General features: G+C 53.9%; 10 protein-coding genes and 1 pseudogene. 5 read left to right on the plus strand and 6 right to left on the minus strand.

Going from position 1 to position 12,371, the window contains the following annotated elements:
- Nucleotides 1-218 (plus strand): integrase core domain-containing protein (locus tag ACUY3D_RS00005; RefSeq protein ID WP_306495769.1); only part of this gene is annotated, 218 nt, incomplete at its 5' end.
- A 359-nt stretch (nucleotides 219-577) separates the two neighbouring features.
- Here the strand turns inward: ACUY3D_RS00005 and ACUY3D_RS00010 are convergent.
- The 5 genes from ACUY3D_RS00010 to ACUY3D_RS00030 are packed head-to-tail and all read right to left on the minus strand — an operon-like array spanning nucleotide 578 to nucleotide 6,922.
- The gene (locus ACUY3D_RS00010) at nucleotides 578-2,350 is read right to left on the minus strand and encodes an ABC transporter ATP-binding protein (protein ID WP_029158873.1); all 1,773 of its coding nucleotides are present in this window, start codon (nucleotides 2,348-2,350) and stop codon (nucleotides 578-580) included.
- Nucleotides 2,343-4,091, minus strand: coding sequence for an ABC transporter ATP-binding protein (locus ACUY3D_RS00015; protein ID WP_070529421.1), 1,749 nt, complete (start codon nucleotides 4,089-4,091; stop codon nucleotides 2,343-2,345). The genes ACUY3D_RS00010 and ACUY3D_RS00015 overlap by 8 nt, the downstream gene beginning before the upstream one ends.
- A 7-nt stretch (nucleotides 4,092-4,098) precedes the next feature.
- Nucleotides 4,099-5,568, minus strand: a complete 1,470-nt coding sequence (locus ACUY3D_RS00020; RefSeq protein WP_012714930.1) for an ABC transporter ATP-binding protein — start codon at nucleotides 5,566-5,568, stop codon at nucleotides 4,099-4,101.
- Nucleotides 5,565-6,290 (minus strand): energy-coupling factor transporter transmembrane component T family protein, encoded by a 726-nt coding sequence (locus ACUY3D_RS00025; RefSeq protein ID WP_070529419.1) that lies wholly within the window; start codon nucleotides 6,288-6,290, stop codon nucleotides 5,565-5,567. Before ACUY3D_RS00025 ends, ACUY3D_RS00020 begins: the two co-directional genes overlap by 4 nt.
- On the minus strand, nucleotides 6,287-6,922 hold the full coding sequence (locus ACUY3D_RS00030) for an MptD family putative ECF transporter S component (protein ID WP_012714931.1): 636 nt from the start codon (nucleotides 6,920-6,922) through the stop codon (nucleotides 6,287-6,289). The genes ACUY3D_RS00025 and ACUY3D_RS00030 overlap by 4 nt, the downstream gene beginning before the upstream one ends.
- 140 nt (nucleotides 6,923-7,062) lie before the next feature.
- On the opposite strand from ACUY3D_RS00030, the pseudogene ACUY3D_RS00035 reads away from it, so the two are divergent.
- Nucleotides 7,063-7,340 (plus strand): annotated as a pseudogene (locus tag ACUY3D_RS00035) (IS481 family transposase); the annotation flags it as partial.
- A gap of 192 nt (nucleotides 7,341-7,532) precedes the next feature.
- On the opposite strand, the gene ACUY3D_RS00040 reads toward ACUY3D_RS00035, so the two are convergent.
- Entirely contained in the window at nucleotides 7,533-8,747 is a 1,215-nt protein-coding gene (locus ACUY3D_RS00040) for a tyrosine-type recombinase/integrase (RefSeq protein ID WP_448240091.1), read from the minus strand.
- Nucleotides 8,748-9,053: 306 nt separating this feature from the next.
- Here ACUY3D_RS00040 and ACUY3D_RS00045 point away from each other — a divergent pair, with 306 nt between their 5' ends.
- The 3 genes from ACUY3D_RS00045 to ACUY3D_RS00055 all read left to right on the plus strand — a co-directional run bounded on the left by ACUY3D_RS00045 (nucleotide 9,054) and on the right by ACUY3D_RS00055 (nucleotide 12,267).
- Nucleotides 9,054-9,266, plus strand: coding sequence for a helix-turn-helix transcriptional regulator (locus tag ACUY3D_RS00045; RefSeq protein ID WP_448240092.1), 213 nt, complete (start codon nucleotides 9,054-9,056; stop codon nucleotides 9,264-9,266).
- Between the two features lie 372 nt (nucleotides 9,267-9,638).
- Entirely contained in the window at nucleotides 9,639-11,861 is a 2,223-nt protein-coding gene (locus ACUY3D_RS00050; RefSeq protein ID WP_448240094.1) for a hypothetical protein, read from the plus strand.
- A gap of 94 nt (nucleotides 11,862-11,955) precedes the next feature.
- On the plus strand, nucleotides 11,956-12,267 hold the full coding sequence (locus tag ACUY3D_RS00055) for a hypothetical protein (protein ID WP_448240095.1): 312 nt from the start codon (nucleotides 11,956-11,958) through the stop codon (nucleotides 12,265-12,267).
- Nucleotides 12,268-12,371 lie beyond the last annotated feature (104 nt).

Consider the following 12,371-nt stretch of genomic DNA (forward strand, 5'->3'; position numbering starts at 1 on the left):
ATGACAATGCACTAGCCGAAACAGTCAATGGTCTCTACAAGGCGGAACTGATTCATGCCCAAGGCCCGTGGACATCGGTCGGAGAAGTCGAACTGGCCACCTTGCGGTGGGTGCATTGGTGGAACACTAAGCGGCTTCACGAAGCATTGGACTACGCCACCCCACAAGAAGTAGAAACCGAGTACTATCTCACCCAGCCCATCAACACAGGGCCGTAAAAGAAGCGGAACTAAACCCAGGACGCTTCACTGGTGGTCGGACATACTTCACGCTGGCATCCACATTACTTTGAGACCTCGCACATTCTGTGCGGGTCAGGTTCCTATTAGCAGTCTGGAGTATGCCACTGCCTTCGGCGGCATCACCCCCCGGATCATTTTCAGACAGGGACGAAAACAAGCCATACCGAAGCCAGCGACTAGTTCCACTGCCCCAAGGCAGAAGGAACGCAGACAAACATAACCTGCCCCAGCATGGGGCTAGGAGTACGAATCCTGAGTTCCTTCAAGCGGAACTGCCAACAACGTAATGGGGGAGAAGGGTGCCCCCGCAAACAACGCCGATCTCGGTGCCCGCGTTAATCGCGTCCCGAACTGATTTTCCACCCGCGTGCTGCTTTGCGTTGCTGCCAGAAGTGACGGTAGATACCGGGGACATCGGAAAGCTCAGAATGCGTGCCCAGCTGGCTGACTTGCCCGTGTTCATCCAAGACTACGATTTGATCAGCAGATTTGATTGTATCCAGCTTATGGGCGATGACAATAAAAGTAGATTGCTCCCGTAGCTCGTCCATCGCAGCAAGAATGTTTGCCTCATTTTCTGCATCGAGCGCGGAGGTAGCCTCATCAAAGAGTACAATCGGCGCTTGCTTGAGAAGCGCGCGAGCTACAGATACGCGCTGGCGTTCACCACCGGATAGAAGCCGACCGCCTTCACCAACAGGAGTATGCCACCCTAGGCGGTTGGCAATAGAAGTCACGCCTGAAAGATCAGCTGCGCGGAAGACTTCCTCATCGGAGGCGTCGGGACGACCAACGCGGATATTAGCGATTAACGAGTCGTCGAAGAGGTAGACATCCTGAAAAACCATGGACAGTCTGGACATTAACTGTTCGGTTCCAAGCTCGCGGATATCTACGCCGTCAACCATCACCGCCCCGGAATCTACATCCCAGAATCGCGAAATAAGGCGCGCAATTGTGGTCTTTCCGGAGCCAGAAGGACCGACAATGGCGGTAACGGTGCCTGGTCGAGCATGGAAAGCGATATCTACCAATACTGGTTTATCGCCGTATCCAAACGTGACATTACGCAGCTCTACACTTCCCGAACCATCGCCTGGGCGCGGAGTAGTGGGTTCCGGTAGGGAAGGGGCATCGGTGATGAGCTCAGTTTCTGTGAGCGCGATACGGCCGGCATCTAAACCGACGAAAGAAGAACCCAGCTGCTCAAGCGTGCGGGTAAACCTCAAGCTGATTCCGATGATCGCAATTGTTTCTAGTGGCGATAGGGCGCCTTCAACGGCAAGATCCGCGGAGACCATAATGAGAGCCACAATGAAGATCTGCACTACTATGCCGTTGAGTAGCAAAGCTAATGTGGATACCCATAGCTCGCGTATTCGTGCTTTATGGTCGATTTCTAGCGCTTGCTCTAGTGGCGCAAAAACTTGTGATTGTCCTGCCGCGCGCAGGGCTGGTTGACGGTTAGCAAATTCTACGATGCGCTGGGAGAGCTCTTTACTCGGCCCCAGTGCGCGGTTCGATGCTTTCTCACGAATCCATGCAGCCAACTGCATCACCACGAGCGCCAATGGTGCGATGATAAGAAGGACCAAGCCCAGCTTCGGGTTCCAGAAACACGCTCCTACTAACAAGGTGACAAGTGCCGCGCTATCGCGGTATATCGTTCCTTGAATATGCGCAATGGTCTCGGCCGCCACCATAAAGCGATCTGAAACGAGGCGAGATAGGCCGCCGGTATTAGCCGGTACGAACCAGCCGAGCGGTAGCGTTGCTAATTTATCGCCCACAGTCGTGTGCGCGGCTCGGATGAAATCCAAGGCCGTGTGGTAAGAGGCCATGGTTGCGAAAAATCGTAGCGCAAAAGCTACGAGCGCAATTGCCAAAAGCGTCCACATCCATGGTGCGATCGTCGTATCCCCATCGAGTGCCTTTGTAAGTGGCACGAGCGTGAGAACGGCGAGGCCATCAAGCACGCCAACGATAAGCGATAGACAAGCATACCTTTTATTGAGCTTATGGCCTACAGGACTTTGCAGCTTTTTGACACTGCGAGTGAGTAGCGGATCACGAAGACGCGAACTAACAGGCGTAGTGGCATTAGACATGAGAATTATCCTTCATAGGCTTGAGGCAGATTATTTGGTCTGCTCCTTGGATGGACTCCGGCTTGTGGGCGATGACTAAGACGGTCTTGCCTCTGACGAGTGTGGCTAGAGCTGCTTGAATTTCTGCTTCGCAGTCAGGATCAGTTGCCGCAGTAGCTTCATCCAGGATCAAGATTGGGGCATTGGTAATGATTGCCCGGGCAATAGAAATGCGTTGCTGTTGTCCACCGGATAAAGAGGTGTCCTCACCAACAACGGTGTCGAGCCCAGCCGGTAAAGCGCGAATATCAGCAGCTATGTGCGCAGCCTCTGCGGCTTGCCAGATCTCTTCATCGCGGGCTTCTGGGCGTGCAAGGCGAATGTTTTCCCGAATACTCATACGCAGTAAGTGAGGATCTTGTAAGACGAAAGCCACAGTGCGGTACAAACTGTCGAAAGTGAGATCACGGATATCCACGTTGTTGATAGTGATTGTGCCCGAATCTGGATCCTGGAAACGCGCCAACATCGTTGCTGCTGTGGATTTGCCAGACCCGGAGGGGCCAATCAATGCCGTGACAGTGCCTGCATTTAGTTGCGCAGAAAAGTCTTGGAGGACTGGTGTGTCTGGGGCGTAGCTAAAGCTGACCTTATGGAACTCCACCTCCATGTCTTGACTATTGGCGTCGAGGCTCTTTTGGCCTTCTTTCACATGGGAAATTGTCATGACTTCATCAAGGCGCAACGCCGCATTGCCAGCGAGCTGGTAAGACCACATCATTTGGCCGACGGTTTGAATCGTGCCCGGGAGCACCAGCGCAATTAACGTTGTTGCGATGACTTCAGCGACCGTGACATAGCCACCAGCTATCAGCAGGGAACCGACTCCTAGATTGATAAGGATGAGGACAGGAACCGCCACCACAGACTCTGAGATTGCGGAAACACGCAGAAGCGGACGTACCCACTCGTAATAGAATTCCGCGAATTTTTGGGCAGCTTCGCGATATCGAGCGTGGGCTTTGCCAACGGTGCCGAAAGCCTTGACGACGGAAATACCTTCGGAGAACTCCACCGCAGTCGCAGAGACCTCACCCAGATAATTATCCATTTCCGCAGTTTTTGTGCCCATATCTTTCATTGAATATGCTTGGATTGCTAGGAAAATGGGCACAGTGGCAATAGAAAGTAGACCAAGGCGCCAATCCAAGATAAAGGCATAAACCAGAAGCGCGAGGGGCGTAAAGATCGCGGCGACCTTCTCTACAGGAGCATGGGCTGTCAGGGTGTGCAGAGTTAACGTATCGTCCTCGACGGCTTTGCGGACTTTGCCGGAATTAGTCTGGCTAAACCACGAGAGTGGTGCTTTCGCAATAGCGGTAATAATTCGGCGCCGGTTAATCCCCACCAACTTTGCATCAGCGAAGTGGGTGATTGCAAGGGCAAGGAAATAGAAGAATAGCTGGCCCAAAAATGCAGCAAGTAGCCATTTCACAATGGACGCGACGTCATCAGTATTGCCGTCGATTAGAGCATTTCCCAGTGCCACCAACGCGACGTAGGGTGCTACGGCGAGTACCGAGGATATAAGCGCGAGAAACTGTGCGAAGTAGATGGTTGTTTGCACTGGGGCCAGTAGTTTTTTTAGAGCGACCTGGCCGGCTTTTAGTTTTGCGCGAGCCTCTTCTTCCGGTGACGCACCGTGTGATTCTGGTGCGTGGGTTCTGCTTGATTCTGTGGAACTTTGTTTTAGTTCAGACATTTCTTTCTCAATTCTTGTTGATGTCAGTCATATCGATGATTCTGGTGACTGATTCTTGGATGAATTCGTGGTCATGGGTGATGACGATGACCACTGCTCCGCTTGCTGCAAGAGATCGAAGTAGCGCAGAGATGGATTGCAGTTGGCGCCAGCCCACGCCAGAGGTAGGTTCATCGAAGATGTAGATCGCTGCTTGCTCGGCTTGGGCTGAAGCTATGGCTAAGCGTTGCCGTTGCCCACCGGACAGAGACTGCGGATGCCGTTGGGCCATTCCTGCCAGATCGAGGCGATGGAGAATCTCATTGACATCGATGTGGTCCCGCTTCTTCTTTGCCAGTCCGAGCGTGACTTCTTCTTCGGTGGTGGCTGCGAATAATTGGCGGCCAACATCTTGCATCACCATGTACGCGGCACGTCTGCGGGCAGCCGCTCCTACTCGTTTGCTGTTCAAACGGAGACTACCGCCGCGTTTGGGAGAAGCAAGACCACAAATGATCCTGGCGAGGGTGGTTTTTCCAGCGCCGTTGGGCCCGATTAAGGCGGTGACTTCGCCGCTGGGGAAAAATGCGTGGTCAATGTTTAATACCTCATGTGCGCCATAAGAAAAACAGATGTTGCTTAGCTCGAGTCCGCTCCGCTGGGGATCGGCGTTTTCGAGCGTGGGTGGTACCGGCACGCTCGCGGGCAGGGGAACATGGTGTAAGCTGCGTAGCCCCAATTGTTTGCGTTCGGGTTCGTCTAAGGCATAAAACTCCTGAGCGCGGAAACTCCGCGTTATTTTTCCCTGAGTCAAGTAAATAACTTGGTCAGCGATATCTTTTAAGAAAAAGAGACGGTGATCAGCGATAATGATCGTTGTGCCTAATTCCTTCAAGCGGTGTAGCACGCGTGCAAGAATATCGATGCTTTCCATAGAGAGATTGGACGTGGGTTCATCGAGAAGCACGAGACTGCCCGGGGACACAAGCGCGCATGCGCATGCCACGGTTTGTAACTGCCCACCGGATAATTCTTTGAATCGCCGGCCCCGAAGATCGTTAATGCCTAGTAGCTCGACCGCTGATTGAATCCTCGACTCAATTTCTTTGGGATCTACACCAAGGTTTTCTAGCCCGAAGGCCAATTCTGCATTGACGCTTTCAGTGAAAAATTGTGTCCTTGGATTCTGGAATACTGAGGCGCTGAACTCGATGGCTCGGGACAGCGGTTCTTCCGCAGGGGTAAAAGCCTGGTCATCCTTTATAATAGTGATGGTGCCTAGTAGCTCTCCTGGATTGAAATGGGGGATGAGTCCGTTGATCAACTTGAGTACCGTGGACTTTCCCGATCCGGAATCACCGGTAATCAGTAGACACTGTCCTGGAGAGACAGAAAAAGACACATCAGATACACCTTGAATACCTGGCCGAGCTCCCAATGGATATGTAAAAGAAACGTTGTGGGCGTCTACACTGGTTGCGATACTGCGTTCGTTCATAAGTGGACCTCCGTGGGAAGCCAGACAGAGGCAACAACGAGGCCCAACCCAGCTAGTGCAGTTGCATCGACAAGCTTGAAGGAAAGATCGGCGGTGGTGGTTGGGCGTGCGGGTCCTCCCAATCCCCGGACAAGAGCAGAGGCAGCGAGCTCATCACCAGCGCGGACGACGGCACCTAATAAGGGGATGATCAACATCGCGGACGATTGTGTGGGCTGTGTGATCCAGCTTTTTACTCCAGGCTGGAGACCCCGAAGGACCATGGCATCGCGGATGGCTTTGGCTTCTGCCACGATGATCGGCAAAACGCGCAGGAATACCGCCGGTGGAATGGTGGCCCAGCCTGGTAAACGCAGGTCCCGCAGTGCTGAGGTCAACGTGGATGGTGTGAGAGTGAGCAAGCCGAATGTGCCGATGGACATGCTGATGACAAAACGGCTTAGCCACGAAAAAATTGCCGCTGAAAAAGCGAAAAATGTGGAGCCAGGAAGCTGTAATAGGCCCCAGTACCCTAGATAGGATAATGCAAAAGCGAACAGGCAAATAAGACCATAGTGTGGCTTTACTGTAGCTAGTGCGATGGAGCTGAAAGCGATAGAAATCAGCAGTGTCGGTAGGTGGCCGTGGCTGAGAGCTACCGCATTGATTACTAGAACAGAAAGCAGCACGGTCCGTGGATCGATCGAAGATCGATGAAGCACGCCCTGTTTTGGCAGGCTCACAGGAGACCAGCGCTTTCAAAGTGTTTGCGGCTGACGCGAACTCCGACCTTTCCTCCGATAAAGCCGACGATGAGCGCACAAATGGCCAGTACTCCAATGGTCCATGGCTGGAAGATATCCGACATGGCATCGGCATACTCTTGACCCATTTGGTCTGCGATATCGACGTAGTAGGAGTCCGTATCCAGAATTAGCGGGATAAAAGGCATAGAAATCCAGACACAGAAGACGCTGTAGGCAATAGGGAAGGATTTGGCAATACTGAGGTGGCTTTTTGTAATAATCAAATCCGCGATAAACCCTAGAATTATGCTTCCCAGCAGGGTCCAGAAGTAGTGTCCGGTGAGCATGAATGCTAGTCCGTTAATACCACCGACGAGGGTGAAAGCACCCATTTTGGGCGTGCGGGCGGCATAAAGCGCTAGCACGATTCCGTTTGCGATTGCCGCGATGAACCATCCAATAAACATGAATTGTGGTCCTGCGAATCCAATCATTCCGCTTACAAAGGTGATTACAAAGTAAAGTGCAGCAAAGATGCCAGCGTTGATGAGATCTCTGGTGTTTAAACGTGCCGTCGACCCACTGGATGAGCTTGCACTCCGTGCGGGCGTAGAGGACTGTTGGGTCATAGTAAACCTCGATTTATGAACAGCAGGAAAGGTAAGGCTTACCTAAGTTAGGTAATACTGTTTATAAAACATTTCAAGTTTTGATCTGAAGATTCACCCTTAATGGGGGTGAATGCAGATAAGTAGACATCAAACCAGACCACGACTACCGACTAAGTACCGACAAAATCGGCACCAACGGCAAGACAACCCTGCGATGGGGAGGCAAACTACGCCGCCTCTACATCGGACGCAGATGGGGCGGGGAACCAATCACCATGGTCTGCATCGACAACCACGTCGACGTCAAAATAGCCATCACTGGGGCACAAATCGCCGCCTACACACTCACCGAAGAAAAGATCTACTACAACTAGAAAGACAACGAACTCAACCCCAGTCGGGGCAACTAAAAAATCTCGAGACACCGACCGGAACGATGTCTCGAGACTTCACAGCGTGCCCCAGAGAAGATTCGAACTTCCGACACCGGCTTTAGGGGCACTCGAAGCAATATCGCCAGGATAAACGTACTGAAGTAACCAGCTTAACTAGCCTTTTTGCCGTCTAGGTAGGTACTAGGTTAGTACGCGGTTACTACTCGGTTATGCACCTAAAGTTAGTACATAAGTTAGTACATATCGTTATTCTCTAAAAGTACTAACTTGCTCGTCTCGATGACGGGTTTCACGCTCACCGCGTCCGTGTATGACGCCCCGCTCACCTCCGGCGTGTGCCCGAAGTAGGCGGAAATCAGGTGCGGCGGGAGAATCCCGGCCATTGCCGTAGTGAGTACCTTGCGCCACACATGAGATCTGTTCTCGCGCAAGAACTCGAACCCCTGTGTATCCGCCAGCCCCGTGTAATAGTGTCTTACCGCCTTCGTCGCGCCGCCTCGCTCCCAGGCCTTGTTTGCGTCGGTAGGGGCGGGTATCACTAGCCCTGTCCTCTTGTGCGCCTTCGTTAGCGCCGCCGATACCTCCGGTACCAGGACCGGCACCTTGCGCGCCTTGCCCGTCTTCGCCAGCTCGGCGGTGACAGTCACCCAGGCCGTGCCTTCGTTGTCGATTTCGACATTTTCCCAGGTCAAAGTAAGCGCCTCGCTGATTCTCAGGCCCGTAGCCATTTGCAATACCGTCAGCTCCATCACTCGTGCGTGGCGTGCTCGCGCACTTAACTTCTTCGCTTGCGGCGAATTCTGCCCCGGCATCGGCGCAGTAGCGTCTTCCTCGTGCAAGATGAAGCGCAGAAGGGTCTTCCATTCCTCGACCGTGGGAATAGCCGTGTGCTCCTTTTTCGCCCGCGTGAAGGGCATTGAGACCCCGTGAATCGGGTTTCTATCCAGTAGTCCGTACTCGATCTGTTGTTGGATGACATATGCGCTGACCACACTGCGCGCCTGTCGTGCACTCTCAGCCCCGTGCTGCTCGGCGATGGTCTTAATCACTGCCTTAATTCCCGCCGCCGTGGTTAGCGACCGCATTGACCGGTCTTCGGTGTAGTGGCGGTACAGGTGAAGAACCTCTAGGTAGCGCGCTTGCGTGCGTGGCTTCGTGTCCGCACCCTCAACGGCGGGAATTACCACGTCGTCAATGAACTCGGTCACTGAGTCATCTAACGTCCAGCTGCTCGATGATGTAACCGCCGCCGATTCCGCGAGAATCTTCTCCCATTGCATAAGCGCTCGTGCTCGGCATTCTCCCACGTCCTTTCCCTGAGTCCTTTTGTCATGCACTCGACCCGTATAATCCCTGCCCCGCCAGCGGATTGCTTTGCCTTTACGGAAGTTCGTCGCCTTGACCTGCTTAATCGTGTTTTCGCCTGGTTGTAACTTTGCTCTTGCCATGCCACAAACCCTAGCAAAGTTGGTACATGTTAGAGGAGTTCGATGCGGAATATTGCCTACGCTCTTGCGTAACCCAGTAGTAACTGTGTACTCTTGTTGGTGAAAATTTCACACTCGCACCGAGGCAGCGTCCGGCGGCAGAATTAATAAGCCGACAGTCAAGGATTCTCAGTATTGCACTGGAAAGAATCGCTCACCGCCGTGATTTCCTGCAGAAGCATGACCGGTCACCTATAGGGCAGCACGCGTTACGCATAAGTCCCGCGTTTGGTTGGATGACCGCCACCCCAGGAGGGGTTTTCAGTCATGCCAAAATCGGTATCAACCTGCGAGTTGCTCACCACGGCAGAACTCGCCGAGCGCCTAAAGATCTCCGTCGCTACCGTCCGTCGTTGGCGGCATAGTGGTAAAGGCCCGAATTATGTCCGGTTCGGCCACAACGATGTGCGCTACAGGCTAGAAGACGTCGATGCCTTCCTTAAGGGCCAGACCGTCATCACCTTCGGCGGTGGTGCGTAGCCATGCAGCAAATGAAAAACTCCGCTGCGGTAACAGCGGAGCCTACTAAAAACACTTCGCTTACAAGATTACGCGAATCGCTACCGTGCCGCAAGGGGGTAATTTTCAGGCACCCCCGCGAGAAAAAACTTTACCGAAACTGCTGTTGTTTTTGTTGTTTTCCGCAAAGGTATTCGATAAAAACACGGCCGGAAAATGCGTCTACCAGCAAGTGCGCGCGCGGGACCTTGGGCTTGTGTCCCGCGCCCTCGCAACTGTTGTTTTTGTTGTTTTTCCCGCAACAGCGCAGGTCAGCGACTTTCAACAAAAAGCAACAGCAACTGTTGTTTTTGTTGTTTTTGGCGGATTTCCTCGCTTCGGAGGGGGTCCGCTATGCTAAATCGCTCTGAAAGTGACGAAACTCACACTCCGGTAGTGCTGCCGTCGGGTACGCCAGAGCAGCCGACAGAGTCGCCGAAGTCGCCGGAACTACCAGAAGCGCTACGGCTCCTCGCGCTCGTCGGTACTAACGAAGACCCGTACAAAAACGGCGGTCCTTGGGCATACGCGGACAAAGAGAACATGCGTAGCCGCTGTTTCTTCATCACGCAAAACACGCATTACAACGATGTCGAAATATTCTCGCTTGACCAGGCGCAAAGTGCTTGCGACAGAAAAGGTATGACGGAATACGCATACATTCTCCACGACCGCGATACCTACAGCGCCAAAGACATTGCCAGCGGTAATGCGCCGGTAGATGCCGCTGTAGATGACCCGAAGGCTGACCACATTCACGCTGTCGTACGTCGGAAGTCGATGGCCACCGTTGGTGCAATTGCTCGCATGTTCGGTGTACCTCCGCAGCAGGTAGAGAAGAAAGCTGCTAGCGCTTTCTACGACCTCGTCGAATATTTGACACATGAGCACCCTGACCAGCAGGAAAGAGGTAAACACCTTTACAGCCGAAGCGAAGTAGTTACAAACGTCGCGGATCTCTGGGAACGCCTCGATAAGCACAAGGAGAACCGGAAGAAGGCCCAGGTCAGTCTGACCGACATCTTTGAAGCAATTTCGAACGGTGAAATGACCCCTGACGATGTACGCCGCGACTACCGGCACCTTTACGTGCAGCCGAATATGATTTCGCACCTGAAAAAGCTGCGCGCCGATTATCTGCGGCACCGCCCGGTACCGCCGCGCGTTGCAACGCTCCACATCACCGGAAAAGCCGGCACCGGCAAAGACGCGATTGGACTTGCGGTTTCGCACACGCTCGAAATGCCGGCGTTTAAGACAAACTCGGACGGCGTTGTATTCGAAGGCTATGACGGCCAGCGGTGCGTTATTTGGGGTGACTGCCGCGCCGCCTCGTTGATTCGCGCTTTAGGCCACCCCGGCGCAGTCTATAACGTTTTCTCGCCCTATCCGCAGAAAGAAGACCTTCCAGAAGTCAACATTAAGTATTCCAGCGCGCCGCTCTCCCCGGCGCTGAACATTGTCACCTCCGAAGTTGCTTCAGATGAATTTCTTTCAGCTCTCGCGGGCGAATACGAAGACCGCTCGGGCCGGAAACACAAAGCAGAAGGTAAGGAGCAGGCCTATCGCCGGTTTCCCATCATTATCGAAGTGGAGAAGGGGCAATACACGATACGCCTGAATAAGGGCTATTTCCACGGCACTCGCGACTACTTCGAGTACATCACCCTCGGTACATTCTCGCAGGACTTGGAGGGGCTTCTTCGCCGAGCGAACAACATCGCAGACCCGGAAGAGCGTGCCGCGACGATTAAGCGAGTTGAAGCGCAGACGGTCGCGCCGATTGTGGAAATTATTAAACAGATTCTCGACGGAGACCCGGCCGCGCCAGCAGAGAACGCAGAGACGCTACTTGCCGACTTCGCTCATGTAGGTACGCCGGTCGCCGCGCAGACCTCGCGGATTAATCCGCCGCCGATGAACTTTGCCGTCGCGGACACGCAGCAGAGTGAATACTTTTCACCGACGGATTTCCTTTGCACCGCGATTCGCGCGAACCCCGCCGCGCAGCCTGGTGCTTGGTTGCTCGACGGTACGGAGAACGGCCAGCAACACCGTATTTTGCAGGTGCAGAATCTCGACGGCAGTTACACGAACTATGTCGCCTCGATGACGTACGACATTATCGGCCCCGCTACGCGCACTACAGGCGCTCTAGACGCGTCGCCAGCCTCGGTGCATACGGCGGTAGGCAACGACGTACTCATCGCTGGAGAACCGGCCAATTCTGAAAAATTGTGCGTCACCAGTCAGGGCAAGACCTACATCTGGTGTAAACCCGGTAAGGACGACAAGGAACGTACGAATCTCGAAGTAAGGATTTCCGCGAATACCCGCGACGTTATCCGCGTAGTCAGCGAAAACAACGACAGTTTTCCAATGGGTACGCCGCAGCGCCTAAAGCGTCACGCCGCCGTACTAGTGGACAGCGCCACGCACGTCAGTCTTGAACAGACCGTATTCAACGCCGACGAAGCTGTAGCCGTTATCAACCGCGCGAACTGGGCCACGGCGGCAGTGACCGACGAAGAACTGCAACAGATCTTCTCTGCAATCACCGCAGGGGGTGCAGCATGACCCGTTTAGGCCGCGCACGCGGACCCCCTGGCGTAAGGCGCTTGCGCGTCTTGCCCATCACGTAGAAATCCAAAACGACTGAAAGGTTAAAACCATGTCTGCAAAGACAAACCAGATTGAAAAAGCTGCCGCTCGTATGCGGAAGATTCAGGAAGAGAAGCGCCGCGCAGCGGAGAAAGAGCGCGAACAAAAAGCTGAGATGCAACGTCTCTGCGGTGAAGCGCTCATCGACGCCGCGAACGGCGGCAAGAACTATGGCGGATTTCTGAATAAGACTGTCGCCGAACTCGCCGCGCATCTCGGAATTATCGACCCGGTCGATGAAGCCGAAGATGTTGGTCGGGACGACGACGGTGCGAACGCGCCGGAGGTCGATTACGGAGACGCGGCAGCGACGACGTACTAGCCGGGGTCGAGGGGGCGGCTTAGCCCCTCGCAAGCTGACACGAGTGCCGCGAAGCGGTGCTCAGTGGCCTGCTTGCCACTTGCTTTCCAGTCCGACTTTGACGA

The organism is Corynebacterium guaraldiae (assembly GCF_053480195.1).